Source organism: Pseudactinotalea sp. Z1739, from assembly GCF_049725055.1.
In the GTDB taxonomy this organism is placed as follows: domain Bacteria; phylum Actinomycetota; class Actinomycetes; order Actinomycetales; family Beutenbergiaceae; genus CALKWS01.
Genome location: NZ_JBMPQA010000004.1, coordinates 285821 through 310781 on the forward strand (window position 1 = coordinate 285821; position 24961 = coordinate 310781).

At 68.3% G+C, this 24961-nt stretch carries 25 protein-coding genes and 2 tRNA genes; 11 read left to right on the top strand and 16 right to left on the bottom strand.

What is annotated here, in order from left to right; all coding sequences use genetic code 11:
* Positions 1–44 precede the first annotated feature (44 nt).
* Positions 45–830, bottom strand: coding sequence for a DUF881 domain-containing protein (locus tag ACO0LV_RS07445; protein WP_424787247.1), 786 nt, complete (start codon positions 828–830; stop codon positions 45–47).
* A gap of 67 nt (positions 831–897) precedes the next feature.
* Between ACO0LV_RS07445 and ACO0LV_RS07450 the strand changes: the two genes are divergently transcribed.
* The gene (locus ACO0LV_RS07450) at positions 898–1143 is read left to right on the top strand and encodes a cell division protein CrgA (RefSeq protein ID WP_424787248.1); all 246 of its coding nucleotides are present in this window, start codon (positions 898–900) and stop codon (positions 1141–1143) included.
* Positions 1144–1321: 178 nt separating this feature from the next.
* Here ACO0LV_RS07450 and ACO0LV_RS07455 read toward each other — a convergent pair whose 3' ends face one another.
* Both ACO0LV_RS07455 and ACO0LV_RS07460 read right to left on the bottom strand, forming a co-directional pair.
* Positions 1322–1963, bottom strand: coding sequence for a rhomboid family intramembrane serine protease (locus ACO0LV_RS07455; RefSeq protein WP_424787249.1), 642 nt, complete (start codon positions 1961–1963; stop codon positions 1322–1324).
* A gap of 312 nt (positions 1964–2275) precedes the next feature.
* Positions 2276–2800, bottom strand: a complete 525-nt coding sequence (locus tag ACO0LV_RS07460) for a peptidylprolyl isomerase (protein WP_424787250.1) — start codon at positions 2798–2800, stop codon at positions 2276–2278.
* 143 nt (positions 2801–2943) lie between these two features.
* On the opposite strand from ACO0LV_RS07460, the gene ACO0LV_RS07465 reads away from it, so the two are divergent.
* Positions 2944–3627: a hypothetical protein gene (locus tag ACO0LV_RS07465; RefSeq protein ID WP_424787251.1), complete on the top strand. Its 684-nt coding sequence runs from the start codon at positions 2944–2946 to the stop codon at positions 3625–3627.
* A gap of 123 nt (positions 3628–3750) precedes the next feature.
* On the top strand, positions 3751–5586 hold the full coding sequence (gene argS / locus ACO0LV_RS07470) for an arginine--tRNA ligase (protein WP_424787252.1): 1836 nt from the start codon (positions 3751–3753) through the stop codon (positions 5584–5586).
* Positions 5587–5625: 39 nt separating this feature from the next.
* Here the strand turns inward: argS and ACO0LV_RS07475 are convergent, their stop codons facing one another.
* Positions 5626–5904 (bottom strand): DUF2277 domain-containing protein, encoded by a 279-nt coding sequence (locus tag ACO0LV_RS07475; RefSeq protein WP_424787253.1) that lies wholly within the window; start codon positions 5902–5904, stop codon positions 5626–5628.
* Between the two features lie 116 nt (positions 5905–6020).
* Here ACO0LV_RS07475 and ACO0LV_RS07480 point away from each other — a divergent pair, with 116 nt between their 5' ends.
* Positions 6021–7001, top strand: coding sequence for an aldo/keto reductase (locus ACO0LV_RS07480; protein ID WP_424787254.1), 981 nt, complete (start codon positions 6021–6023; stop codon positions 6999–7001).
* A 54-nt stretch (positions 7002–7055) separates the two neighbouring features.
* Here the strand turns inward: ACO0LV_RS07480 and ACO0LV_RS07485 are convergent, their stop codons facing one another.
* Together ACO0LV_RS07485 and ACO0LV_RS07490 are read right to left on the bottom strand one after the other, a co-directional pair.
* On the bottom strand, positions 7056–8276 hold the full coding sequence (locus ACO0LV_RS07485) for an RNA polymerase sigma factor (RefSeq protein ID WP_424787255.1): 1221 nt from the start codon (positions 8274–8276) through the stop codon (positions 7056–7058).
* 7 nt (positions 8277–8283) lie between these two features.
* Positions 8284–8415 (bottom strand): hypothetical protein, encoded by a 132-nt coding sequence (locus ACO0LV_RS07490; RefSeq protein WP_424787256.1) that lies wholly within the window; start codon positions 8413–8415, stop codon positions 8284–8286.
* A gap of 198 nt (positions 8416–8613) precedes the next feature.
* Here ACO0LV_RS07490 and ACO0LV_RS07495 point away from each other — a divergent pair, with 198 nt between their 5' ends.
* The 3 genes from ACO0LV_RS07495 (at position 8614) to ACO0LV_RS07505 (ending at position 11014) form a co-directional block, all read left to right on the top strand.
* Positions 8614–9579, top strand: a complete 966-nt coding sequence (locus ACO0LV_RS07495; protein WP_424787257.1) for a phosphotransferase enzyme family protein — start codon at positions 8614–8616, stop codon at positions 9577–9579.
* 21 nt (positions 9580–9600) lie between these two features.
* A complete protein-coding gene (locus tag ACO0LV_RS07500) occupies positions 9601–9972 on the top strand; it encodes a TraR/DksA family transcriptional regulator (protein ID WP_424787258.1) in 372 nt (123 codons plus the stop codon).
* 268 nt (positions 9973–10240) lie between these two features.
* Complete coding sequence (locus tag ACO0LV_RS07505) at positions 10241–11014, top strand: SDR family NAD(P)-dependent oxidoreductase (protein ID WP_424787259.1); 774 nt, start codon at positions 10241–10243, stop codon at positions 11012–11014.
* A 221-nt stretch (positions 11015–11235) separates the two neighbouring features.
* Here the strand turns inward: ACO0LV_RS07505 and ACO0LV_RS07510 are convergent.
* The 10 genes from ACO0LV_RS07510 to dnaA all read right to left on the bottom strand — a co-directional run bounded on the left by ACO0LV_RS07510 (position 11236) and on the right by dnaA (position 22337).
* Positions 11236–11311: transfer RNA gene (locus tag ACO0LV_RS07510), tRNA-Ala, on the bottom strand.
* Between the two features lie 18 nt (positions 11312–11329).
* Positions 11330–11461: a DLW-39 family protein gene (locus ACO0LV_RS07515; RefSeq protein WP_424787260.1), complete on the bottom strand. Its 132-nt coding sequence runs from the start codon at positions 11459–11461 to the stop codon at positions 11330–11332.
* Positions 11462–11486: 25 nt separating this feature from the next.
* Positions 11487–11563, bottom strand: a tRNA-Ile gene (locus tag ACO0LV_RS07520).
* 151 nt (positions 11564–11714) lie between these two features.
* Positions 11715–12272, bottom strand: coding sequence for a DUF3566 domain-containing protein (locus ACO0LV_RS07525; protein WP_424787261.1), 558 nt, complete (start codon positions 12270–12272; stop codon positions 11715–11717).
* Positions 12272–14872, bottom strand: a complete 2601-nt coding sequence (gene gyrA / locus ACO0LV_RS07530; protein WP_424787313.1) for a DNA gyrase subunit A — start codon at positions 14870–14872, stop codon at positions 12272–12274. The genes ACO0LV_RS07525 and gyrA overlap by 1 nt, the downstream gene beginning before the upstream one ends.
* 108 nt (positions 14873–14980) lie before the next feature.
* On the bottom strand, positions 14981–17017 hold the full coding sequence (gyrB, locus tag ACO0LV_RS07535) for a DNA topoisomerase (ATP-hydrolyzing) subunit B (RefSeq protein ID WP_424787314.1): 2037 nt from the start codon (positions 17015–17017) through the stop codon (positions 14981–14983).
* A gap of 270 nt (positions 17018–17287) precedes the next feature.
* On the bottom strand, positions 17288–17875 hold the full coding sequence (locus ACO0LV_RS07540) for a DUF721 domain-containing protein (RefSeq protein ID WP_424787262.1): 588 nt from the start codon (positions 17873–17875) through the stop codon (positions 17288–17290).
* Positions 17865–19052, bottom strand: coding sequence for a DNA replication/repair protein RecF (gene recF, locus ACO0LV_RS07545; protein WP_424787263.1), 1188 nt, complete (start codon positions 19050–19052; stop codon positions 17865–17867). The genes ACO0LV_RS07540 and recF overlap by 11 nt, the downstream gene beginning before the upstream one ends.
* Before the next feature lie 78 nt (positions 19053–19130).
* The gene (gene dnaN, locus ACO0LV_RS07550) at positions 19131–20258 is read right to left on the bottom strand and encodes a DNA polymerase III subunit beta (protein ID WP_424787264.1); all 1128 of its coding nucleotides are present in this window, start codon (positions 20256–20258) and stop codon (positions 19131–19133) included.
* A gap of 630 nt (positions 20259–20888) precedes the next feature.
* The gene (gene dnaA, locus ACO0LV_RS07555) at positions 20889–22337 is read right to left on the bottom strand and encodes a chromosomal replication initiator protein DnaA (protein ID WP_424787265.1); all 1449 of its coding nucleotides are present in this window, start codon (positions 22335–22337) and stop codon (positions 20889–20891) included.
* 491 nt (positions 22338–22828) lie between these two features.
* Here dnaA and rpmH point away from each other — a divergent pair, with 491 nt between their 5' ends.
* The 4 genes from rpmH to yidC are packed head-to-tail and all read left to right on the top strand — an operon-like array spanning position 22829 to position 24941.
* Positions 22829–22966, top strand: coding sequence for a 50S ribosomal protein L34 (gene rpmH / locus ACO0LV_RS07560; RefSeq protein WP_424787266.1), 138 nt, complete (start codon positions 22829–22831; stop codon positions 22964–22966).
* Positions 22967–22993: 27 nt separating this feature from the next.
* A complete protein-coding gene (gene rnpA / locus ACO0LV_RS07565) occupies positions 22994–23341 on the top strand; it encodes a ribonuclease P protein component (RefSeq protein ID WP_424787267.1) in 348 nt (115 codons plus the stop codon).
* The gene (gene yidD, locus ACO0LV_RS07570) at positions 23338–23661 is read left to right on the top strand and encodes a membrane protein insertion efficiency factor YidD (protein WP_424787268.1); all 324 of its coding nucleotides are present in this window, start codon (positions 23338–23340) and stop codon (positions 23659–23661) included. Before rnpA ends, yidD begins: the two co-directional genes overlap by 4 nt.
* A gap of 17 nt (positions 23662–23678) precedes the next feature.
* A complete protein-coding gene (gene yidC / locus ACO0LV_RS07575; RefSeq protein ID WP_424787269.1) occupies positions 23679–24941 on the top strand; it encodes a membrane protein insertase YidC in 1263 nt (420 codons plus the stop codon).
* Positions 24942–24961: the final 20 nt, after the last annotated feature.

Here is a 24961-nt window from a genome sequence, read left to right on the forward strand (position 1 = left end):
TTCGTTGATCGCCCACCGCTGCGCGGACATCTGACCCGACTTGCTCACTCCGGCTCCGGAACCGGGAACAACGGCTTCGAGTCCTCGGGGACATAGGGCTCATGACCGGGCACCTGGGCGTACTCCAGGGTCAGGTTCCCCTCGAAGCCGGGGATCTCCACGGTCTCTTCCAGTTCCAGCGACCAACCCAGCCGGATCGCGTCGACATACTCCAGGTAGACCTGCACCGAGTGCTGGGCCAGCACCGAGTCGCGCAGTTCCTCGCCGTCGCCGATTGCGGTGATCACGTATGGCGGGGAGTAGGTGTTACCGTCCAGCAGCATCACATTGCCCACGCACCGGATCGAGGTGGTGGCCGTGACCCGGTGGCCCTGGACCGCGATCGCCTCGGCACCACCGGCTCGCAAACCGTTCAGAACCCCCTCGATGTCCTGCTGGTGCACCACCAGATCATCGGGTGCGAAGCCCTCGGGCACCTCGTTGTAGGGCGCGTCCCACAGTTCCACCTGGACGCCCGGGCCCTGCAGATCGATCCGGCCGGCGGCCATCTCCACCTCGGGGCGGCGGGTGGCGTCGGGGTTGCTGGCCTCCTGCAGGCTGATCAGTTCCTCGACCTCGCTGCGCAGATCGCTGACCTCCTCGGCCACCTCCTGCATGCGGATGCTCTCATCGCGGACCAGGTCGCGCAGATCCTGGGGCTGGCGGCCGGCGGCCTGGGCGAACAGGCCTGCGTTGGTGGCGAACAGCATGCCGGCCAGCACCCCGACGGCCCCCAGGGCCAACGAGGCGCGCACCGAGCGCAGTCGCGCCTTGCGCCTGTTCTTCGCCATGGGATCAGTCTAGGTGGCCCAGCCTTTAGGATTGCCCTAGACCCGACCACCGACAGGAGCCGTGGGCATGCCCGAGTCCAAACCCCGGAAGAAGCCGGCCTACACCCCGCCACCACCACCGGCAGGGCCGAAGAAGAGTGCGTCCTGGTGGGCCCCGACGATGGTGGCCCTGATGGTGATCGGCCTGATCTGGGTGGTGGTCACCTACCTGAGCGACTCCAGGTTCCCCGTCCCCGGCATCGGCTCGTGGAACCTGGCCGCGGGTTTCGCGGTGATGATGGTCGGATTCCTGATGACCATGCGGTGGCGCTGAGGGCGGGCTCGCTCGCTGCCCCGGTCGCGCGCGGCCCCTACGCTCCTGAGCCGGCGTAACGCTCGTGCACCGGCGGCGCACATCCCCAGGTGTGCACACACCTGGGGATAATCACACTCGTGTTATTCACAGGTGTGCACACAGGTGTGGATAAATAACATCCATGTGACTTCGCAGGTCAGAGCCACAGGCCCGCGAGAGCGTAGGCGAGCACGGTGATCCCGATGAGCGCCGCCGCAATCGCGGCGGCACCGAGGACCGCACCGGTGGTGCGCCACTTCTTCGGCAGGTACAGGTACAGCACGGTGATCAGCCCGCCCACGATCATCCCGCCCATGTGCGCCTGCCAGGAGATGTTCGGAATGGTGAAGGAGATCACCACGTTGATCCCGATCACCAGCAGGATCTGGCGGTAGTCACCACCAACCCGGCGCAGCAACAGGGCAGCGGCGGCGAACAGGCCGAACACCGCCCCGGAGGCGCCGACGGTTCCCACCCGCCAGAGGTCGTAGGGGGTCAGCACCAGTACCGCCACGCTGCCCCCGAACGCGGCGAGCAGATACAGCGCCAGGAACCGCCAGGTCCCCAGGAACCTCTCCAGGAACGGCCCGGTGATCCATAGCGCGTACATGTTCACCGCCAGGTGCAGCACCCCGGCGTGCAGGAACGCGGTGGTCAGCATCCGCCACGGCTCGACCGAACCCGCCAGCGGGGAGAAGATCAGCTCCCGGCGGGCGGCCCCGCCGTCGGCGAAGTCCAGCAGGAACAGCGCGACGCACAGCCCGATCATGGTCAGCGTCACGTACGGGCGGGTGCGCATCCGCCCCCCGAGCCGGGTCCGTTCGGCCGGCGCGGATCGCTCGGCGGCCGCGGCACAGTCCACGCAGTGCACGCCCACCGGAGCGGGCCGCTGGCACTCGGGGCAGGCCGGGCGCCCGCACCGCTGGCAGGTGACGTAACTGACGCGGTCGGGGTGGCGCGGGCAGACCGGGGCTACCCCGGGTTCACCCGAAGACCCCGAGCCGGGCCCATCGAACCCCCCACGGCCACCGCCCGAACCCGGAACGCCCGGGGAACCCGGGGAACCCGGGCCTGACCCTGGCGGTGGCGCGGGTGGATAAGCGGTCATACGTCAGTCGATGATCTCGATGCTGTTGAGCACCACGTCCTGGACCGGGCGGTCGTTGCGGGGGTCGGTGGAGACCTTCCCGATGGCGTCCACCACGACGCGGGAGCCGGCATCGGTCACGCGACCGAAGATCGAGTGCTTGCCCTGCAGCCACGGGGTGGGCACGGTGGTGATGAAGAACTGCGAGCCGTTGGTGCCCCTGCCCATCTGGACTCCGGCATTGGCCATCGCCAGCACGTAGGGCTCGTTGAAACTGAGTTCGGGGTGGATCTCGTCATCGAACTGGTAACCGGGACCGCCGGTGCCATCACCCAGGGGGTCGCCTGCCTGAATCATGAAATCAGGAATCACCCGGTGAAAGATGGTGTCGTTGTACAACGGCTCGTTGCTCTCCGCGCCGGTGGCGGGGTGGCGCCAGGTGCGCTCACCGGTAGCCAGTCCGGTGAAGTTCTTGACGGTCTTGGGGGCGTGGTTCGGCAGCAGTTCGACGGTGATGTCGCCGGCCGTGGTGTGCAGAATGGCTTCCATGCCCTTATCTTCGCATTGATCGCCGAAGAGAGAATTCAGGCTCGTGTGCACAACTCCGCCGCGAGTGCCACACTAGGACCAGTAGCACAGGTACGACACGACCAGAAACTCGCGCGCCGCGCGGGAAAGGAACTGGGGAGCACATGTCGCGAAAGACGAAGAAGCTCGAGAAGGAACTTCGCAGCCGGTCCGAGGATGCCGGAAAGGCCGCGCGCGAGTTCGCTGATCAGGGCAAGGACTGGGCCACACCGAAGGTCGAGGCTGCGATCGACTGGGCCGGTCCACGGGTGGAGAAGGCCTGGAAGGCCGGCGTCACCGCCACCGCCCCCAAGCTCGCCAGTGCAGCCGGCCGGACCCAGGGCGCGGTGGACGTGGCGCACGACAAACTCGTCGACGACGTCCTGCCCAAGGTGATCGCTGCCCTGGAGGACGCGGCAGCCGCGGCCAAGGCCGGGGCCGACGGCGCGCAGTCCCGGGTGCACAAGGCCGTGGGGAAGGCCGAGAAGGCGCTGAAGGAACAGGAGAAGGCCGCCAAGGGCGGGTCCAAGTGGGGCAAGACGCTGGGCTGGGTTCTGGTGGGTAGCGCCGTGGCCGGTGCCGGGGTGCTCATCTGGCGCCGCACCCAGCCGGTCGACGACCCGTGGGCCGAGGAGTACTGGGACGACGCCGTCGCGCCGGTCGCCGAGAAGCCGAACGTGGCCGCCGCAGCCGCCGAGAAGACCGAGGACCTGCGTGACACTGCGGCCGATGCTGCCAAGGAGGCCTCCCAGAAGGTCGAGGACGTCACCAAGGACATCAAGGACAGCGCGGACGAGAAGAAGGACTGACGACGGCGTAAGCCGGGCCGTCCCGGGCCCCGCCGCCACCCCCTGGGTGGTGGCGGGGCCTTCTTGTGTGCCGGTGATCACCCGCATCGATCCGGTAGCGGCCCGTGATGGAACAATGGGGCGGTGCCCATCTCACAGACTGCTCCCAGCACCGCCAGCCCCGCCGGAGTTCCGGCCCTGACCACCCGCCTGACCGATGCACTCGGCGCCGCGATCACGGCCGCCTACCCCGATCAGGCCGGCGCCGACCCGGTGGTCCGGCCCAGCGACCACGCCGACCTGCAGGCCAATGCCGCGCTCGCGCTGGCGAAGAAGGTGGGCGCCCGGCCTCGGGATGTGGCCGCCGCGGTGGTCGAGGCGCTGTCGGCGCCGGAACTGATCGAGCAGGTGGAGATCTCCGGCCCGGGTTTCCTGAACCTGCGCCTTTCCGATGAGGCGCTGTGGGAGCAGGTGCGCGCCCGAGCGGGCGACGACCGGCTCGGCGTACCGGCAACCGAGACCGGCCGGCGCACCGTGATCGACTACTCCGCACCCAACATCGCCAAGGAGATGCAGGTCCACCACCTGCGGTCCACCATCATCGGTGACGCCCTTGCCCGGGTGCTGGGCTTCCTGGGCTCCGATGTGGTGCCGCAGAATCACCTCGGCGACTGGGGCACCCAGTTCGGGATGCTGATCCAGTACATCGATGAACACCCCGAGGCCAACTGGCGGCTCAGCGACCTGGACCCCGGCCAGGACGGTCCGCAGGCCTCCCCGGTATCGGCCCTGGAGCAGTTGTACAAGAAGGCCCGGGCCGTCTTCGACGCCGACCCCGACTTCGCCGACCGCTCCCGCGCAAGGGTGGTCGCCCTGCAGGGCGGGGACCCGGGCACCGTGACGGTGTGGGAGGAGATCGTCAAGGAGTCCCAGCACTCCTTCGACGCGATCTACGAGCGCCTCGGGGTACGCCTGACCCCGGCCGATTCGGCCGGCGAATCCTCTTACAACGGTGTGCTCGGCGACGTGGCCCAGGAACTGGCCGACGCCGGGATCGCCGAGATATCCGACGGCGCCCTGGTGGTGCAGTCCGAGGAGGTCACCGGCGCCGACGACAGGCCCGCGGTGCTCATGGTGCGCAAGTCCGACGGTGGGTACGGCTACGACACCACCGACCTGGCCACGATCCGGCACCGGATCCGTAACCTGGGAGCCGACCGGATCCTGTACGTGGTCGGCGCCGAGCAGGGCCTGCACTTCCGGCTCATCTTCGAGGCCGCGCGCCGCGCCGGCTGGCTCACCCAGGATGTGGTGGCCGAGCATGTCCCGTTCGGTTCGGTGCTGGGTCCCGACGGCAAACGGTTCCGTACCCGGGAGGGCAAGACGGTGCGCCTGGTGGACCTGCTCGATGACGCCTCCGCAGCCGCCCTCAAGGTGGTGCGCGAGGGCGCCGAGGCCAAGGGAGAGCAGGTCGATGAGGCCGCGCTGGCCACCATCGCCGAGCAGGCCGGCATCGGTGCGGTGAAGTACGCCGACCTGTCCAACTCCCGGGTGAAGGACTACGTGTTCGACGCCGAACGGATGACGGCGTTCAACGGCAACACCGGGGTCTACCTGCAGTACGCCCACACTCGCCTGGCCTCCATCCTGCGGCGGGCCGCCGGGCGCGATCTGGCGGTGCCCGACGCCGCGCAGGTGGCGCTGGACGGCGCGCTGGAACCAGCGGAACGGGCACTGGTGCTGCGCCTGGACACCTTCGGCCAGGCCCTCACCGAGGTCGCCGCCGATCTGGAGCCGCACCGGCTGGCCGGGTATCTGTATGACCTGGCCCGGGTGTTCACCGACTTCTACGAGGCCTGCCCGGTGCTGGCCTCGGAGGGTGCGGTGCGCCAGCGCCGCCTGGTACTGGTGGACCTGACCCGCCGCACCCTCGCCACCGGGCTGGACCTGCTGGGCATCAGCGCCCCGGACCGGATGTAGCCTCGGGCGCGGGTCGGGCGTCCGGCTGACCTCGGTGGGTCAGGAGGCGGCGACGCCGAACCGCTTCACGCTGCGCGCCCTGGCCTTGGCGGCCTCCACCTCGCGGTTCTTCGGCGGGGCGGAGGTGACCAGGTCAGCGAGCAGGTGCTCGGTGACGTGGGCGATCTCGTCCACGGCACGCTCGAACACCTCGGCGTTGGTCTGGGAGGGCTTGGTCATCCCGGCGACCTTGCGCACGTACTGCAGTGCGGCGGCGCGGACCTCGTCGTCGGTGGCGTGCGGCTCGAAGTTGTGCAGGGGCCGGATGTTGCGGCACATGCCCCCATGGTGCCACCGCCCGGCGCCCGAGCGGAAGGGCGAACTTGGGGAGCTCCTGCCCTACCGGGGTGTGCGGTGTTTCGCCGTGGTGGGCCCGAGCCGCTACGGTCATAGGTATGCAGACGGCCACCTTGGGACGTACCGGACACGACGTGAGCATGATCGGGCTCGGCGCCTGGCAGATCGGCGATGCCTGGGGCACGGTGGCCGACGACGACGCCCGCCAGGTGGTCCGGGCGGCCACCGATGCAGGTGTCACCTTCATCGACACCGCCGACGTGTACGGCTCCGGACGTAGCGAGCGCTTCATCGGGGAGTACCTCGCCGGGGACCATCCTCCGGTGTTCGTGGCCACCAAGGTGGGACGCCGGGTGGATCAACTCCCGGAGAACTACACCGAGGAGAACTTCCGCGCCTGGTTGAACGACTCCCGCTCGAACCTGGGCGTGGACCGGATCGACCTGGTCCAACTGCACTGCCCGCCCACCGCGGTGCTGGAGGATGACGACGTCTTCTCGGCCCTGGACGGGTTGGTCGAGGAAGGGCTGATCGCGTCCTACGGCGTGTCGGTGGAGACCACCGAGCAGGCACTGATCGCGATCGCCCGGCCGAATGTGGCGACGGTGCAGATCATCCTGAACTGCCTGCGCCTCAAGCCCCTGGAACGGGTGCTGCCCACCGCGCGCACGCGCGGGGTCGGGATCATCGCCCGGGTGCCGCTGGCATCCGGGTTGCTCTCGGGCCGCTTCGACGCCCGGACCACCTTCGCCGCCGACGACCACCGCAACTTCAACCGCCGCGGAGAAGCCTTCGACATCGGTGAGACCTTCGCCGGGGTGCCCTACGACGTCGGCCTCTCCGCAGTGGCCCACCTACGCGAACTGGTGCCGGAGGGCATGACCCTGTCCCAGTTCGCCCTGCGCTGGGTGATGGACCAGCCCGGGGTCTCCACCGTGATCCCGGGGGCCAGCACCCCCGACCAGGCCCGGGCGAACGCGGCGGTTGCGCAGATGCCCTCACTCACCGACGAGCACTTCGCCGGGGTGCGGCGCATCTACGACGACCTGGTCCGCCCGCACGTGCACCATCGCTGGTGACGCCGGGACCGCCGGCAGGACGCCAGCGCACGCGGCGGTGAGAGCGCTGCCGGCTCAGCGCCCGAGCGCATCACGGCGGCGGCGCAGTGCCGCCCGTTCCGCACCGTTGCGGGTCCGCACGATCGCGGCGTCGTAGTAATCCCGCGCCTTCGCCGGCCGGCCGAGCATGGCCAGGACGTACCCGCAGACGGCGTAGTAGGGGGAGTAGCCATCCAGGTCGAGTTCCTGGAGGGCGCGCCAGGCAGCCGCCGGGTCGCCGGCCTCCGCGACCGCTACCGCCCGGTTCAGCCTCACGACGTGGGAGGGCCGAACCTGCAGCAGCGCGTCGTAGAGCAGGACCAGCTGGGCCCAGTCGGTGTCGGCGATGCTGGTGGCGCCGGCGTGTACCGCGTTGATCGCCGCCTGCAGGCGGTAGGGCCCCGCCGGCGCGTGCTGGGGAATCGCCCGCAGCAGTTCCAGCGCCTCCAACACCATCTGCTGGTCCCACCGGGCCCGGTCCTGGTCAGCCAGCAGCACCGCCTCTCCCTCGGGACCGATCCGCGCCGTGCGCCGGGACTGCAGCAACAACAACAGCGCGAGCAGTCCCACCGGTTCGTGCCCGCCAGGGGTCAGGTCCACCACCATGCGGGTCAGGCGCAGCGCCTGCGCACACAACTCGTCACGCCCCAGCCCGGGGCCCTCGGTGGCGACATAACCCTCGTTGTAGATCAGGTAGAGCACGTCCAGCACCACCACCCAGCGCTGCTCCAGGTCGGCTGCCTGCGGCACCTCATACGGGATCCCGGCGTCACGGATCTTGGCCTTGGCCCGGACCAGGCGCCGAGCCATCGCCGATTCGCTGACCAGGAACGCCCGGGCTATCTCCGCGGTTCGCATGCCGCCCAGTAGGCGCAGTGTGAGCGCAACCTGGGCGGGCCGGGACAGCGCGGGGTGGCAGCAGGTGAAGATCAGCCGGAGCAGGTCATCACCGATCACGCCGGGCGATGCTGCCGGCTCGGGTTCCTGCAGCAGGGCGGCCTCGAGGTGTTTGCGCTCGCGGTTGGCCTCCCGACGCATCTGGTCCACCGCCTTGCGCCGGGCGGTGGTGATGATCCAGCCCGCCGGGCTGGGCGGGACACCGTCACGGGGCCACCGCCGGCACGCGACGGTGAACGCCTCGGCCACCGCGTCCTCGGCGAGGGTGAGATCGCCGAGGACGCGGGTCAGAACCGAGACCGCGCGAGCGTGCTCCTCGCGAAAGGTCTGCTCGACGGCGTGGGTTCCGGGCACGGACATCGCGACCTCAGAGGTCGGAGATGGCCGCGATCGGTCGAACCTCGGTGGGCAGGGCCATCACCTCATCGAGGACTCCCTGCTCGGGCGGGGGGCCGTCCGGTTGCATCAGGCTGATCAGGTAGGGCTTGTACTCCGTCATCGGATCCTCCGTGTAGGTCGCAGACCCCGGCCGGGTTACCGGTGTCTCACCACTGACACGAACGGCCCGGGCCGATCACGACGCTGGTGCCGGCACTCGTTGCCGCCTTCTCCGATCATCACCGGGACCGCCGGAGATGACAACCGGCTGCACGGCAGTGTTAGGTCGTGCTGAACACGCGCGACGAGAGGATTGCCGATGTGCACCGTTGAACCCACCGTGCTGGCCCGCACCTTCGGCCTGGTCGAGGTGCACGCCGATTCCCTGTCGCCATGGGCATGCGTGCACCGCGCCCGCACTGCCGATGGCCGCGACGTCGTCGTCAAGCGCACCGCCCCCTCAGCCCGGCGGGCCGAGGCGATGGCCCGCTGGACCCGTGCCTTGGTGCACGAGGGGGTGCCGGTGGTGACCCCGGTCGAACTCGCGCTGGCCAACCCGGCGCAGGTACAGGACGACTGGTGCGTGGTGTATCCGTTCCTAACGGGCCGCGCCTATGCCGCGCAGGATCTGGGCGATGTGCGCGCCGCCGGCTCCCTGCTCGGACGGATCCACGCCACGCCCCTCGACACCTCGGTCCTCCAGGCGCTCCGACCCTACGCCTGGCCCGGGACCACGCGGGCGGAGGTGGAGACGGACCTGGCCACCCTGGGCACACGGCTGCCGGCGATGCTCGGGCCGCGGGCCGGCGAGCACGCGCTGGGCGCCGTCACCGCACTCGCTGACCGGTGGTGGCAGGAGTCCTTCCCGATGTTGCGCAGCGCGGACACTACGCTCCCGCGGGCGGGTGTGAGCAGCGACTTCAAGGCGGCGAACCTGATCTATGCCCCGCCGGTGCTGGTGGATCCGGACAATGGCGGGCTCGAACCCCGGCTGTTCGATCTGGCGATGGCGGTGGTGTTGTTCCACCACGAGTCCCCGAGTGCCCCCGGCCGCCTGTTCACCGAGACCGAGTGGCAGGCCTTCTACGCCGGCTACGCCGAGCACGTCACGCTGACCCCTGCGGAGCGAGACCTGTGGCCGGCCGCGCTGGACCACATGTTCTGGGAAGAGGGCACCTGGGTGCTGGAGGACAACGACGACGACGCCTGGGCGGATCCGCGCCAGGGCGCCTACCTGCGGGATCTGGCCACGATCAACCCGGCCAGATTCTCGTTGCCGCATTGACCTGGGATCGTGAATCTTCTGATGGACGATGCCGCCCTGCCAGACGACCGCGCCGGCTTCGGTGATCTCCTGGCCGCCGACCGGGAGCAGACGGTACGCCGGATCGCGGCGCTGACCCGGGATTTCACCTCGATCGTCGACAGTGCCCGGCTCAGTGCCACCGACGACGAGCACGACCCCGAGGGATCCACGATCGCGTTCGAGCGGTCCCAGACCACGGCGTTGCTCGACTCCGCCAACCGTCACCTGGCCGGGGTGGATGCCGCGTTGGCGAAACTGGCCGAGGGCACCTATGGACGCTGCGAGAACTGCGATGAACCCATCGCCAGGGAACGACTGCAGGCTCGCCCGGCGGTGCGCACGTGCATCACCTGCGCCTCCCGCCGCCGTTAGTCTCGAACACGTTCGCCAACCCGGCCGCAGTCCTTCCGCTCATGCGCGGCCCGCTCGTGCGGAGAGCACCTCCCGCGGCACAGTGACGGCCCGGCTGAGACGTAGGTGGCTTCCACCGATGCGAAGGTGCCACCACCTGCGCGAGCCTGACGAGACGGCAAGACCGGCGACCACCGGAGGAACTGAGCGTGTGCCCACCATCCCGAGGAGTTCACCATGTTGGCCGCGGTGAATGGTCTCCGGGCAACAAGTAGACGGAAGGTTCACCATGATCACGCAAAGATCACGAGGCGCCATCATCACCGGTGCGGGAAGCGCCCAGGGGATCGGGTTCGCGGCAGCCCGCCTTCTCGGCGCCGGCGGATGTCGCGTGGTGATCACATCAACAACGGATCGCATCTTCGAACGCGTCGCAGAGTTGCGCGCCGCCGGAATTCGAGCGGAAGGGGTGGTCGCCGACCTCACTGATCAGGCCGGTGTGGACGCCGTTGTCGCGTGCGCATGGGACTCGTTCGGGGGCGTGGACATCCTCGTCAACAACGCCGGGATGACTTCCGTGTCCGACTCGTACGCTTCCGGCTCGATCGACGGACTGTCTCGCGACCACTGGCATGCTTCACTCGATCGAAACCTGACCACGTCGTTCCTGATGACCCGGGCGGTGGCGGGCCTGATGCAGGCCGCCGGCTACGGCCGCATCGTCAACGTGTCATCGGTATCGGGGCCCGTCGCTGCCTACGCCGGCGACGTTGCCTACCACGCAGCGAAGGCCGGCGTCGTCGGACTGACGCGCGCGACGGCGATCGACGCGGCCGCGGCGGGCATCACGGTGAACGCGGTCGCCCCGGGGTGGATCGACACTGCATCCGCCTCCGATTACGAGCGGGAGATGGGCGCGGCCACCCCCGTCGGCAGGTCCGGCACCGCAGACGAGGTAGCGTACGCAATCGCGTTCCTCGCCGGTGAAGGCGCGTCATACATCACAGGTCAACTCCTCACGGTTGACGGAGCGAACTCCGTCAGCGAAGAGCGCGGGCGCTGAAGCCCCCTGGTTGCGCCCCGTAAGTGGGAATAGCGGGCGCATGTTCCGGTGTATTCCGCCCCTGCGCGGTATCTGTGTATCGGCACCGTAACACCGTCATACGTCACGGCTCTGTGACAATGCCGGATGATCCGGCCTTGCCATGGCTGCACACTAGGCGTTACCCGGCCGGTTCTCGCCACCCGCCCCGCGCACTACAATCGTTGCAATCATGCGGTAAATGGTGGAGCCAGCGGGACTCGAACCCGCAACCCCCTGCTTGCAAAGCAGGTGCGCTACCAATTGCGCCATGGCCCCGTGTGCAGTGGTGGAGCGTCAGTTGTTCCGCGTCGGCACCGGATCGGTGACCTCGTGCCACATCTCCCGGCCGGAGCGCTGCTCCTCGAGCCGACGCCAGACGAGGACGCCGCCGATGGCCGTCACGAGGAACAGAAGCGTCTTCCTCATCGTCCTCACCTTCCGTTCGGTTCGATGGTGGGCCTAGCTGGACTCGAACCAGCGACCTCTTCCTTATCAGGGAAGCGCTCTAACCGTCTGAGCTATAGGCCCGTGGCAACGTCCACGAACTACAGGTGTGGACGCCGACCGAGACTACCCCAGGGGCACCTGCCGGACCAAAACGGAACCGGTGCGAGCCTGATCACACTGTCCGCCCGAGGGCGGATGTGTGGGGCGGTAGGTGTCGCGGTGACGGCCAGGATCAGTCGTCGGTGAGGGTGAGGTGCAGGCCCCCGACCATGGCGGCGACGATGTTGTAGATGAACGCGCCCAGGGTGGCCAACGCGGTGAGCAGGGCGATGTCCACGATGGCGATCACGGTGGCCACCGACATCACCCGAGAGAACTCCAGGTACTCCAACAGGGGCCCGAACTGGGCCATCGCCTCGGCCTCCTCGAGCAGCCCCCGCAGCTGGGCGAAGACCTCCATCTGGTTCAGCACCCACCAGATCACGGCGGTGGCGATGACGATCCCGATGCCGATCGCGATCGACATCAGGAAGGCCAGCTTCATCACCGACCACGGGTCCACCCGGGACACCGCCAGGCGCACCCGGCGTGGTCCGCCTCCCCGGCCGGCGGGCCGGGCGGTACGAGCACCGGGATCGCGTGGCCGAGAACCCTGGGGCCGGCTGCTGGAACCAGCCGACGCCGTCGAGTTCGGCCGGCTGCTGGAGCCGCCCTGCACCTTCGCCGTCGCGGTGTGCGGGAAGGCGGTGGTGCGAACCGGACCGGTCGTGGTCCCGCTACTGTCGCTCATCAGTGTCCTTCTTCCGCGTTCTCACCGGCCGAGGTCGCGTCCCCGTCCGCGGTGCTACCCGAAGACGGTACGCCATCAGCGCCGCTCTGTGCAGCGTCGGTTTGCGCCGCGCCGGATTCTGAATCGGCGGGCCCGGGCCCCGCGTCCGCGTCGTCGGCGTCCTCCGGTACGACCTCCCCGGCCACCTCGGCAGCCAGTTCGAGGTTCAGGGCCATGCCGATGATCCGGTCGCCGGCGTCGGGCTTGGCGAAGGTGACACCCTGGGTGGTGCGGCCGGTGCGGGAGACCTCACCCACGGCCGAACGCACGATCTTGCCGCGCTCCATGATCAGCAGCACCTCGTCGTCGGCCGCGGTGATCAGCGCCCCGACCAGGTCACCACGGGCCTCGACCAGGTTGGCGACCTTGATGCCCAGGCCCCCACGGCCCTGCACCCGGTACTCGCGCAGCGCCGTGCGCTTGGCGAATCCGCCCTCGGTGACCACGAACAGGTCATCGTCCTCATCGCGCACCACCACCATGGACAGCAACGAGTCGTCCTCGCGGAACTTCATCCCGGTCACCCCGGACGTGGCCCGCCCGGTCGGGCGCAGTGCCGCATCGGTCGCGGCGAACCGCAGCGACTGACCCTTGCGGGAGACCAGCATCAGGTCCTCATCGGCGTCGACCAGGCGCGCCGAGACCACCTCATCGGGCCCGTCGCCGTTGTCGCGCAGATTGATCGCGATGACGCCGCCGGTGCGGGAGGAGTCGTAATCACCCAGGCGGGTCTTCTTCACCAGACCACGCTTGGTGGCCAGCACCAGGTAGTCGGCCTGGTCGTAGTCGGTGATGTCGAGCACCTGGGCGATGGTCTCATCGGGCTGCAGCGCCAGCATGTTCGCCACGTGTTGGCCCTTGGCGTCGCGGCCACCCTCGGGCACCTCATAGCCCTTGACCCGGTACACCCGCCCCAGCGTGGTGAAGAACAGCAACCAGTGGTGGGTGGTGGTGACGAAGAAGTGCTCCACCACATCATCACCACGCAACTGCGCCCCGCGCACACCCTTCCCACCCCGGTGCTGGGTGCGGTAGGCATCGGTGCGGGTCCGCTTGGCGTACCCGCCGCGGGTGATCGTCACGACCACCTCTTCCTCCGGGATGAGGTCCTCGATGGACAGATCGCCGTCGAAGGGCAGGATGTGGGAGCGGCGTTCGTCGCCGTACTTGTCCACCACTTCGGCGAGCTCATCGCCCACGATGCTGCGCTGGCGCTGCGGTGAGGCCAGGATGTCCTGGTAGTCGGCGATCTCGCGCTCCAGGGCGGCGTGCTCATCCAGGATCTTCTGACGCTCCAGGGCCGCCAGGCGGCGCAACTGCATCTCCAGGATGGCGTTGGACTGCACCTCATCGATGTCGAGCATCTCCATCAGCCCGGTGCGTGCGGCGTCCACCGTGCGCGAGGCACGGATCAGCGCGATCACCTCATCGAGTGCGTCCAGCGCCTTGATCAACCCGCGCAGGATGTGGATGCGCTCCTCCGCGCGCCGCAGCAGCCACCGGGTACGCCGCACGATCACGTCGAGCTGGTGGTCCACCCAGTGCCGCACGAACGCGTCCAGGCTCAGGGTGCGCGGCACATCGTCGACGAGGGCGAGCATGTTCGCCCCGAACGTGGTCTGCAACTGGGTGTGCTTGTAGAGGTTGTTCAGCACCACCTTGGCTACAGCGTCCCGCTTGAGCACGATCACCAGGCGCTGCCCGGCGCGCCCGGAGGTCTCATCGCGGATGTCGGCCACGCCCTGGATCCGGCCGTCGCGGATCAGGTCGGCGATCTTGGCGGCCAGCGTGTCGGGGTTGACCTGGTAGGGCAACTCGCTGACCACCAGGCAGGTGCGCCCCTGGAGCTCCTCCACCTCGACCACCGCGCGCATGATGATCGAGCCGCGACCGGTGCGGTAGGCGTCCTCGATGCCGCGCAGACCCAGGATCTGCGCGCCGGTGGGAAAGTCCGGGCCCTTGATCCGCGCCAACAGAGCATCCAGGAGTTCCTCGGCGCTGGCCTCGGGATTCTCCAGCAGCCACTGCACCCCGGAGGCGACCTCGCGCAGGTTGTGCGGGGGAATGTTGGTGGCCATCCCCACCGCGATCCCGGCCGACCCGTTCACCAGCAGGTTCGGGAACCGGGCCGGCAATACCAGCGGTTCCTGGGTGCGGCCGTCGTAGTTGTCCCCGAAGTCCACCGTGCCCTTGTCGATGTCGCGCACCATCTCCATGGCCAGCGGGGCCATCCGGCACTCGGTGTACCGGGGTGCGGCAGCTCCGTCGTCACCGGGGGAGCCGAAGTTCCCCTGCCCGGCCACCAGCGGGTAGCGCATCGACCAGGGCTGCACCAAGCGCACCAGGGCGTCGTAGATCGCCGAGTCACCGTGGGGGTGGAACTGGCCCATCACGTCCCCGACCACCCGCGAGCACTTGGAGTAGCCCGAGTCGGGGCGGTAGCCGCCGTCGTACATGGCGTACAGCACCCGGCGGTGCACCGGCTTGAGGCCGTCCCGCACGCTGGGTAGCGCCCGGCCCACGATCACGCTCATCGCGTAGTCGAGGTAGGAGCGCTGCATCTCCAGTTGCAGGTCCACCTGGTCGATGCGGTCAGTGGTCGGGATGTGTTCGCTCACTCGGGTCCTTAACTCGGCAGGTCAGAAGAAGGCAGGGGCTGCGCGCGCCGCTCAGATGTCCAGGAAGCGCACGTCGCGGGCGTTGCGCTGGATGAACGAGCGGCGCGACTCCACGTCCTCACCCATCAGGATGGAGAAGATCTCATCGGCCGCCGCGGCCTCCCCGATGGTCACCTGCCGCAGGGTGCGGCTGTCGGGGTTCATCGTGGTCTCCCACAGTTCCCGGTAGTTCATCTCACCAAGGCCCTTGTACCGCTGGATGCCGGCGTCCTTGGGCAGGCGCCAGTTCTTCGCTTGGCCCTCAACCAGCAGGACGTCGCGTTCCTTGTCGGAGTAGACGTACTGGTGCTCGGCGTTGGTCCACTTCAGCCGGTACAGCGGTGGCTGTGCCAGGTACACGTACCCGTGCTCCAGCAGCGGCCGCATGTACCGGAACAACAAGGTCAGCAGCAGGGTGGCGATGTGCTGGCCGTCCACATCGGCGTCGGCCATCAGCACGATCTTGTGATAGCGCAGCTTGGCCAGGTCGAAGTCCTCACCGATGCCGGTACCGAACGCGGTGATCAGCGCCTGCACCTCCTGGTTCGCCAGGGCCTTGTCGATGCGGGCCTTCTCCACGTTCAGGATCTTGCCGCGGATCGGCAGGATCGCCTGGGTCTCGGGGTTACGTCCCTGCACCGCCGAGCCACCGGCGGAGTCACCCTCGACGATGAAGATCTCCGAGATCGAGGCATCGCGGCTGGAACAGTCCTTGAGCTTGCCCGGCAGGCCCCCGCCCTCGAGCAGGCCCTTGCGCCGGGTGGCCTCGCGGGCCTTGCGGGCGGCCATCCGGGCGGCGGCGGCCTGAATCGCCTTGCGGATCACGTCCCGGGACTCGTTCGGATGGGACTCCAGCCAGTTGCCCAGTTCGTCGAAAACCACCTTCTGGGTGAAGGTGCGGGCCTCGGTGTTGCCGAGCTTGGTCTTGGTCTGCCCCTCGAACTGTGGCTCTCCGAGCTTGATCGAGATGACCGCGGTCAGTCCCTCACGGATGTCCTCGCCGGTGAGGTTCTCGTCCTTCTCCTTGAGCAGGTTCTTCTCCCGTGCGTACCGGTTCACCAGTGTGGTCAGGGCCGACCGGAACCCTTCCTCGTGGGTCCCGCCCTCGGAGGTGTTGATCATGTTGGCGTAGGTGTGCACGCTCTCGGAGTACGCACCGGTCCACTGCATCGCGATGTCCAGGGAGATCACCCGGTCGGGATCCTCGGACTCGAAGGAGATCACCTCGGGGTGGATCATGTCGGCGCGCTTGGCGCTGGTGAGGTGCTTGACGTAGTCCACCAGGCCACCGTCGTACTTGTAGGCCACCGAACGGGTGCGTTCCTCCCCCTCGGCCGGCTGGTGCGCACCGCCGGCGACCTCATCCTCGACGTCCGTCTCCCGGTCATCGCGCAGCGTCAGCCCCAGGCCCTTGTTCAGGAAGGCCGTCTGCTGGAACCGGGACCTCAGTGTCTCGAAGTCGAACTCGGTGGTCTCGAAGATCTCCCCGTCCGCCCAGAACGTCACGGTGGTGCCGTGCTCGTCGGTGGCCTCACCCTTGGCCAGGTCGCCCTCGGGCACACCCTGGTGGTAGCGCTGCCGCCAGACGTACCCCTGGCGGCGCACCTCCACCTCCAGCCGGGCGGACAGGGCGTTGACCACTGAGACACCCACGCCGTGCAAACCACCGGAGACCGCGTACCCGCCGCCGCCGAACTTGCCTCCGGCGTGCAGGACGGTCAGCACCACCTCCACAGCCGGCCGTCCCTCCCCCGACATGACGTCCACTGGGATGCCGCGGCCGTTGTCGCGCACCCGGATCCCGCCGTCGGCCAGGATGGTGATGTCGATCTGGTCGCAGTACCCCGCCATCGCCTCGTCGACGGAGTTGTCCACCACCTCATAGACCAGGTGGTGCAACCCGCGCTCGCCGGTGGAACCGACGTACATCCCGGGGCGCTTGCGGACCGCTTCCAGGCCCTCCAGAACGGTGATGTTGGCTGCGCCGTAATCGGAGCCTGCCGGGTTGGAGGTGTCCTGCGGGGGAACAACGTTCTCGGGTTCCGGCACGCTCGTCTGATCAGCCACTCGTCCTGGCGCTCCTCGTCACATCTGGCGTCCGCACCATACGACTGCACGTCGTAGGTCAGCCACGGCATCGCGCCGTGAATGAGGGCATTTCCACCCCTGGGACAGGTCGCTCGATTCTATCGCGGATCGGCGTCGAACTCGACTATCCACAGACGTTATCCACAGGGAGTTGCCGGGATGTGGTGGTCTTCACCCCCCGGGCGCACGACCGAGCCCGGAAAGCGCGCTCCACACGCCCGGGAGGCGGGTTCAGCCGTAGGTGTCCCGCGGCCCACGACCGCGCACGTTCCGCGGTCCCTTGCGCCACGTAGGGCCTCCGGGACCGAGCACCTGGATGGAGGTCACGACGCCTTCCCCGACCTCCTCGGCGAGGCGGCGCTCGAGTTGGGGCAGCAGCAACCGGATCTGGGTGGCCCAGGCGGTGGAGTCGGCGCGCACCACCAGATCGCCGTCGATGAAGGTCTCCGGGGTGCACCGCTGCGCGATCTGTTCACCGACCACGTCCGGCCACCGTCCGATCACCCCACCGATGGAGAGCGGTTGGCTCCATCCCAGCGTGCGGCTCAGGTCTGCGGTGGTCTCACCCAGGAGCTGCGGGTCGCGTGCCGCACCCGGGGAACCCGCAGCGGCGTTGCGGCCCGCGTCCAGGGGACGACGACGGCGTCCCGGGCTGCCCGGTCGCAGTCCCTTGGCACGGGCTGCCTCGCGCGCCTGCGCCAGCGCAATCCGCGGAGCGTCGTCCACGTCCGGGGCGGGGCCGGCACCGGTGGCTGCCTGGTCCGCGACGCGTCGATCCTGGGCGGGCCGGCCCTCGGCGTCTGGATCCTCAGCGGACACGGGTCAGTGTCCCATCGGCCACGTCCACCCGGGCACCGGCCAGTTCCTCGGGTATGTCGCCGGCCACGGCAGCGGTGATCAGCACCTGCTGGGCCCCGGCCACCATTCCGGCCAACCGGGTACGCCGGCCGGTATCGAGTTCGGCGAACACGTCGTCGAGGATGAGTACCGGCTCGCCATCCGCCTCGAAGGTGTCCTCGGTGCGCAGCAGTTCGTAGCAGGCCAGGCGCAGCGCCAGAGCCAGGGACCAGGACTCGCCGTGGCTGGCGTAGCCCTTGGCGGGCAGACCGCCGATGGCCAGCGTCAGGTCGTCCCGGTGCGGGCCCACCAGGCTCACGCCCCGCTCGATCTCCCGCGTGCGCAACCGGGACATCGCCTCCACCAGCCGCGCCTGGACCAGCGTCGTGTCGGTGAGTTCGGCCTCAGCATCGCCGTCATCGGTGGCGGGCTGCGCCTGGTCGGGACTGTGCTCGACCATACTGGAGCGGTACCCGATCACAGCCGGGCCGGCCCCACCGGAGACGTTGTCATAGGCACTGGCCACGTGCTCGCGCAGGTCACGGATGGCACGCACCCTGGCCGACACCAGCGCCGCACCACCGGCGGCGGCCTTCTCGTCCCACACATCCAGGGTGCGCAGGTCCCCGCCCCCTCCGGAGCGACGCGCCGCACCGGCGGACTTCAGCAGTGCGTTGCGCTGGCGAATCACCCGGTCGTAATCGCTGCGCACAACGGCGATTTTGGGATCACGCTGGATCAGAAGGTCATCGAGAAAGCGGCGCCGTCCGTCCGGATCGCCCTTCACCAGGGCCAGGTCCTCCGGGGCGAACAGCACGGTCCGTAGGTGGCCGAGCAACTCGCGCACCCGCTGCACGGGCGAGCGGTTGATCCGACCGCGGTTGGCCTTGCCCGACACGATCTCCAGTTCCAGCACCCGTGGCCTGGTGTCGCGGACGATCTTGGCCGCCACGACGGCTCGCTCGGCGCCGGCACGCACCAGGGCCTGGTCCCCGGCCACCCGGTGGGAGGAGAACGTGGCCAGGTACCCCAGGGACTCGATCACGTTGGTCTTGCCCTGCCCGTTGCTCCCGACCAGCGCCGTGATGCCCTCCTCCAGGGACAGCACCACCTGGGAGTAGGAGCGGAAGTCGGTCAGGGCCAGATCGGAGACGTACATTACCCAGCCACTGTAGATCGCCGCCGCCGGTGCCTCACTCCGGGCCCGCGGTCGCGGTCGGGACCTGCACGCCCGGAATCAGCCTGCGAAGCGGATCGGCACCAGCAGATAGCGGAACTCCTCTGCGTGGTCCTCGCCGTGCTGCTCGTCCTGACCAGTCATCAGGACCGGCTTGGTGGGATGGTTCAACGACAACCGCACGTACTCGGTCCCCAGCGCGCCCAACCCGTCCAGCAGGTACTGCGGGTTGAACGCGGTGGTGATGTCCTCACCCTCCAGCACCGACTCGAGCGCCTCGGAGGCTTGCGCGTCGTCGCCCTGCCCGGCCTCGAGCACCACCTGGCCCTCGGAGAAGGACAGCCGGATCGGGGTATTCCGCTCGGCGACGAGGGCCACGCGCTTGGTCGCCTCGATCAGCTCGGCGGTGTTGGTGACCGTGGTGGTGCTGGTGGACTCCGGGAACAGCCTGCGCACCGGCGGGTACTCCCCGTCCACCAGCAGGCTTGTGGTGCGCCGGCCGCCGGCCTCGAATCCCACGATGTCGGAACCCTCGCCCAGGGAGACGTCGACCGAGCCGCCGCCGGCCATGTTCCGTGCCACGTCGGACAGGGTCCGGGCCCGCACCAGGGCGACCTGCTCGGCCGAGGGGCTGGAGGGGGACCAGGTCAGCTGCCGCATCGCCAGCCGGTACCGGTCGGTGGCCAGCAGCGTGAGTTTCTCGCCCTCGATCTCCATCCGCACCCCGGTGAGTAGTGGCAGCGTCTCATCACGACCCGCGGCGATGGTGACCTGGTTGATCGCCTGGGCGAACGCGGCGCCATCGATGCTTCCGAGTCGTTCGGGCATCTGTGGCAGTTCCGGGTACTCGCCGGTGGGCATCGTCAGCAACGTGAACCGGGCCGATCCGCAGCGCAGTTCCACCTTGGACTCATCCACCTGCACGTCGATCGGCTTGTTCGGAAGCGACCGGGAGATCTCCGCGAGGAGACGGCCCAGCACCAGCACAGATCCGGGTTCACTCACCTCGGCGGGCACCTCGGCCCGGGCCGAGACCTCGTAATCGAAGGTGGACAGCCGCAGCGAGCCCTGGGCATCGGCCTCGAGCATCACCCCGGCCAGCACCGGGACCGGGGGCCGGGTGGGCAAGGTTCGTGCGGTCCAGGTGACGGCTTCGGCCAGGACATCTCGCTCGACCCTGAACTTCACGATGTCGGCCCTCCTGAGCGGGAATTGGGTTCGGGCCGGGTGGGGCCCCTGTCGTTCACGGCTCGCAGGACCAGCGCCTCGACGAGCGTGCGTCCTGTGATCATAGTGAGGATTCGGGGCCGTGGTGGGCACCGCTGTGCGGCGGGGTGGAACCGGCTGTGGAATGTTGCACCTCATTCAGCGGTTGTTCGGTCCTTGTTCACCGTGTTCGCGAGGCCGGAGCCAACGAGGTCTTGGCACGAGACCCTGATGTTGGTTGTTCACAGCCGGATGATGGAGAGAAGGATCATCATCGTCTTCGGTCCTGGGGATCATGGGGATAACCGCCATCGCCGCAGGTCAGCATGGGTGGCGGGCTGTGTAGCCAGCGCGTGGGGAAATGCACAGGGCCACGGGCCGGGTGTGGAGGGAGGCGCCGGTGCACAGCGCTCACCCACGACAACGGGGGGTCGGTCCACCGATCCGGAGCGTCTGTCCACGTCTATCCACACCCCTATCCACAACTGTGCATTCGAGTCACGCGGAGGCTGCCGTGGGACCGGTGATCGCGGCGGATGCGGTCGGCCCCGCGAGGAGACAGCCGTGTGGGAACGCAGCAACCGTGTGGTGCGCTGAGCACCGGACGGGGAGTTAGTTGCGGTGCTGCTGCTTGATCCGGTTGGTCAGTTCCGTGACCTGGTTGAAGGTGGAGCGCCGTTCGGCCATCTGTTGACGGATCTTCTTGTTGGCGTGCATCACGGTGGTGTGGTCACGTCCTCCGAACAACTGACCGATCTTGGGCAGGGAGAGTTCGGTGAGTTCGCGACACAGGTACATCGCGATCTGGCGGGCGTTCACCAGTACCCGGGACCGGTCCGCGCTGCACAGTGCCTCGATGGTGACCCCGAAGTAGGTGGCGGTCTGGGCCATGATCGCCGAGGGGGTGATCTCGGCTCCGTCGTCGTCGGTGATCAGGTCCTTCAGAACCATCTCGGCCAGGGACATGTCCACCGTCTGGCGGTTGAGGTTGGCGAAGGCGGTCACCCGGATCAGGGCGCCCTCGAGCTCACGGATGTTGGAGGAGATCTTCGAGGCGATGTACTCCAGCACGTCACTGGAGGCCTGCAGCGACTCACTGCCCGCCTTCTTGCGCAGGATGGCGATGCGGGTCTCCAGGTCGGGCGGCTGGACGTCGGTGAGCAGACCCCACTCGAACCGGGACCGCAGCCTGCCCTCGAACCCGGTGAGTTGCTTCGGCGGCAGGTCGGAGGTGATCACCACCTGCTTGTTCGCGTTGTGCAGGGTGTTGAAGGTGTGGAAGAACTCCTCCATCGTCTGTTCCTTGCCCTGCAGGAACTGGATGTCGTCGATGAGCAGCACCTCGACCTCGCGGTACCGGCGCTGGAAAGCCTCGGCCTTATCATCGCGGATGGAGTTGATGAAGTCGTTGGTGAACTCCTCGGAGTTGACGTACCGAACTCGGATGCCCGGGTACAGGTTCTTGGCGTAGTGCCCGATCGCGTGCAACAGGTGGGTCTTGCCCAGCCCCGAGTCACCGTAGATGAACAGCGGGTTGTACGCCTTGGCCGGGGCTTCGGCCACGGCGGTCGCGGCGGCGTGGGCGAACCGGTTGGACGAGCCGATCACGAACGTTTCGAAGGTGTAGTTCGGGTTCAGCCGCGCATGCGGGTCCACCCCGGTGGAGTAGGTGTCGTTGGAGTAGGTGTCGTTGGTGGCCGGGGGCGCCGGCGCGGGCCGCACCGGGCTGGCCACGGTGGGCGTCTCGGGTTCAGCGGTGGCGACCTCTGCCGGCGCGACCTCCTCCAGGGAAGGGTCCACGGTGACGGCCATCTTGACGTTCTGGGACAGTGCCGCGGACAGAGAGTTGGTGATCGAGTCGCGGGCCCGGGTTTCGATGAAGTCCTTGGCGAAGTCGCTCGGCACGGCCAGCAGCACGGTGTCGTCGATGATTCCGAGCGGTTTGGTCAGTCGGATGAACGCCAACTGGGCGCCGCTGAGCTCACCACGGTCGGTGAGGATCTCGATCGCGCGGTCCCATCCGGCTCCGAGGGCACCGGGATCCAGTGATGGTTCAGACACGGCTCCCCCAGGGACACGGATAGACACGGACGATCCACAAGCCTATCCACAGGCTGTGCATGGTGCCCCGCCATAGGGGTGACCATCGGACCAGGACTGTGGACAGTACGTTGTGGCAGCCTAACCCCTCCGCGGGTGCGGGGGCCGCGCTATCGGTATCGGCTGTGAGACCGGCTTCGGTCCGCACCGACCTGGCCCCGGAGGGGGATCGTGTCCGCGGCGCCGAGGCGGTGGAGCGGGCCTGGAGTACGGTGGCAGCAGCACAGGAGGCCGGAGGCCTGCGATAGCCGGTGATGCTGGTCACGAGGTTTGACCGCTGGTTCGGCACTCACGTATCGTGAGCCAGTCTGTGCGGCCCAGTGCCGTGTCCTTCAGGGGGTTCGCGTCCACAACGTCGATGCCACCGAGGACGCCGCCGAGTGCCGTGAGAATCTTGACGCACTCCCACTTCCCCCGGCGGTGCGAATCGTCGAACGTCTTGGAGTACACCCGTGAGCAAGCGCACCTTCCAGCCGAACAACCGGCGCCGAGCCCGCAAGCACGGCTTCCGGCACCGTATGCGCACCCGTGCCGGCCGCGCGATCCTGGCCTCCCGCCGTCGTAAGGGACGCCAGGAGATCTCCGCCTGAGTCGCGGTGTTGCCGGCATCGCACCGGATGCGGCGCAGCGCTGAGTTCGCCGACACCATCGGTGGTGGCGGCCGCAGCGCCGGTCGCTATCTGGTGGTGCACGCCCTGCTCGACGACGACCCCACCCCGGCCGGACCGGCCCGGGTGGGTTTCGTGGTTTCCAAGGCGGTAGGTGGGGCGGTGCAACGCAACAGGGTGCGCCGTCGGCTGCGAGCGATCATGGCTGAGATCCTGCGGGACGTGCCCGCGGGCGCCGGCCTGGTGATGCGCGCCCGGCCGCCGGCAGCGTCGGCCACGTTCGGGCAGTTGCGGGCCGATGCCAACGCCCAGGTGAGCCGGGCCGTGCGGCGAGGTTCCAGGACGGTGGCGGCATGACCGTCGGTAGGCCCGGTCTGGCCCCGCGAGTGCTGATCGGACTGGTGCGGGCCTACCAGGCGGTTGTCTCTCCCTGGTTCGCACCGCGGTGCCGGTACTACCCCTCGTGTTCCAACTATGCCGTCGACGCGTTGCGCAAGCAGGGCCTGATCCGGGGGTTCGGGCTGGCGGTGTGGCGGGTGCTGCGGTGCAACCCTTGGTCGCTGGGCGGGGTGGACCACGTACCGGAGCACCCTCGATCAGCACGTACCCTCATAGACAGCCTTCCGGGCCATTCGAAGCGGACGCACCATGACGGCGCGGACCGCGACCTGACGTAGCGAAAGAGCGCTTCTCCATGAGTTTCTTCGACAACCTGCTGTGGCCGATCAAATGGGTCGTGGCCTGGATCATGGTCGGCGCGCACGACTTCCTGACCTGGCTCGGGCTCGATTCAGCCGGCGGGTTGACGTGGGCGCTGTCGATCGTGGCGCTGGTGATCGCGATCCGGATCCTGCTGATCCCGCTCTTCGTGAAGCAGATCAAGGCCTCGCGAGGAATGCAGATCCTGCAGCCGGACATGCAGAAGATCCAGAAGAAGTACAAGGGTAAGACCGACCCGGCCTCACGCCAGGCGATGCAGCAGGAAATGATGGCGCTGTACCGCGAGCACGGCACCACCCCGTTCGCGTCGTGCCTGCCGATCCTGGCGCAGATGCCGATCTTCTTCGCCCTGTTCCGGGTGCTGTGGTCGATGCCGGTGCTGGCCGAGGGCAACTACCCCCGCGGCGATGGCACCAGCATCGGGGGACTCACCCAGGAACTGGCGGTCGAGTTCGAGGCGGCGGACTTCTTCGGCGCCACGCTTTCCTCGACCTTCCTGCACTCCGAAGGCCTCGAGCCGAAGATCGTCTCGGTCATCCTCATCATCATGATGTCGTTGACGATGCTGTTCACGCAGCGTCAGTTGACCATGAAGAACATGCCGGCGTCGGCACAGGACAATCCGATGGCGCGTCAGCAGCGGATGCTGATGTACATCCTGCCGGTGGTGTTCGCCGTGACCGGGGTCAACTTCCCGATCGGTGTGCTGATCTACTGGACCACCACCAACGTGTGGTCCCTGGGCCAGCAGTGGTACGTGATCCGGAACAACCCGACGCCGGGCTCGGAGGCCTACCGCAAGTGGGAGGAGCGCAAGGCCCGCAAGGCGGAGAAGAAGGGCCAGCCCCTGGAGGACAGCGAGGAGGAGCCGGAGCCCGAGAAGCCGCGCGGCCAACGACAGCAGCCAGTGGGTAAGGCCCGGGCGAAGAAGCTCGGGGTGCGCCCCGGGGAGGTGCTCGCGGGTGAGGAGGATCCCGACGACGCGGTCTCCCCTGCCGGGAAGGACGTGGCCGGGAAGGGCGCTGCCGGGAAGGACGCCCAAGCCCCGGAGGCCGATGCCAAGGATTCCGCGCCGTCCAATCAGGATGGTTCGTCAACCGACCAGGATTCGGACCAGCCCGGCAGTGCCCACCATGCCTCTGCCGCCGCCGCGAGCGGCCGGAAGAATCACCCGGGTGGCAAGCCCGGAAATAGCAAGAAGCGCAAGAAGCGCAAGCAGAAGAAGTCCCGTCGCTGAGCCAAAGGACCCGTCACTCC

What these genes read in the sequence shown, in the direction of transcription:
- ACO0LV_RS07460 (WP_424787250.1), bottom strand. Translation starts at nt 2,800, where the DNA reads ATGGAAGCCATTCTGCACACCACGGCCGGCGACATCACCGTCGAACTG.
- ACO0LV_RS07505 (WP_424787259.1), top strand. Translation starts at nt 10,241, where the DNA reads ATGATCACGCAAAGATCACGAGGCGCCATCATCACCGGTGCGGGAAGC.
- ACO0LV_RS07500 (WP_424787258.1), top strand. Translation starts at nt 9,601, where the DNA reads ATGGACGATGCCGCCCTGCCAGACGACCGCGCCGGCTTCGGTGATCTC.
- ACO0LV_RS07465 (WP_424787251.1), top strand. Translation starts at nt 2,944, where the DNA reads ATGTCGCGAAAGACGAAGAAGCTCGAGAAGGAACTTCGCAGCCGGTCC.
- ACO0LV_RS07515 (WP_424787260.1), bottom strand. Translation starts at nt 11,461, where the DNA reads ATGAGGAAGACGCTTCTGTTCCTCGTGACGGCCATCGGCGGCGTCCTC.
- gyrA (WP_424787313.1), bottom strand. Translation starts at nt 14,872, where the DNA reads ATGCAGCGCTCCTACCTCGACTACGCGATGAGCGTGATCGTGGGCCGG.
- ACO0LV_RS07475 (WP_424787253.1), bottom strand. Translation starts at nt 5,904, where the DNA reads ATGTGCCGCAACATCCGGCCCCTGCACAACTTCGAGCCGCACGCCACC.
- rnpA (WP_424787267.1), top strand. Translation starts at nt 22,994, where the DNA reads ATGCGGCGCAGCGCTGAGTTCGCCGACACCATCGGTGGTGGCGGCCGC.
- ACO0LV_RS07480 (WP_424787254.1), top strand. Translation starts at nt 6,021, where the DNA reads ATGCAGACGGCCACCTTGGGACGTACCGGACACGACGTGAGCATGATC.
- ACO0LV_RS07525 (WP_424787261.1), bottom strand. Translation starts at nt 12,272, where the DNA reads ATGAGCGACAGTAGCGGGACCACGACCGGTCCGGTTCGCACCACCGCC.
- yidD (WP_424787268.1), top strand. Translation starts at nt 23,338, where the DNA reads ATGACCGTCGGTAGGCCCGGTCTGGCCCCGCGAGTGCTGATCGGACTG.
- ACO0LV_RS07485 (WP_424787255.1), bottom strand. Translation starts at nt 8,276, where the DNA reads ATGTCCGTGCCCGGAACCCACGCCGTCGAGCAGACCTTTCGCGAGGAG.
- ACO0LV_RS07450 (WP_424787248.1), top strand. Translation starts at nt 898, where the DNA reads ATGCCCGAGTCCAAACCCCGGAAGAAGCCGGCCTACACCCCGCCACCA.
- ACO0LV_RS07445 (WP_424787247.1), bottom strand. Translation starts at nt 830, where the DNA reads ATGGCGAAGAACAGGCGCAAGGCGCGACTGCGCTCGGTGCGCGCCTCG.
- yidC (WP_424787269.1), top strand. Translation starts at nt 23,679, where the DNA reads ATGAGTTTCTTCGACAACCTGCTGTGGCCGATCAAATGGGTCGTGGCC.
- ACO0LV_RS07495 (WP_424787257.1), top strand. Translation starts at nt 8,614, where the DNA reads ATGTGCACCGTTGAACCCACCGTGCTGGCCCGCACCTTCGGCCTGGTC.
- recF (WP_424787263.1), bottom strand. Translation starts at nt 19,052, where the DNA reads ATGTACGTCTCCGATCTGGCCCTGACCGACTTCCGCTCCTACTCCCAG.
- ACO0LV_RS07490 (WP_424787256.1), bottom strand. Translation starts at nt 8,415, where the DNA reads ATGACGGAGTACAAGCCCTACCTGATCAGCCTGATGCAACCGGACGGC.
- ACO0LV_RS07455 (WP_424787249.1), bottom strand. Translation starts at nt 1,963, where the DNA reads ATGCGCACCCGCCCGTACGTGACGCTGACCATGATCGGGCTGTGCGTC.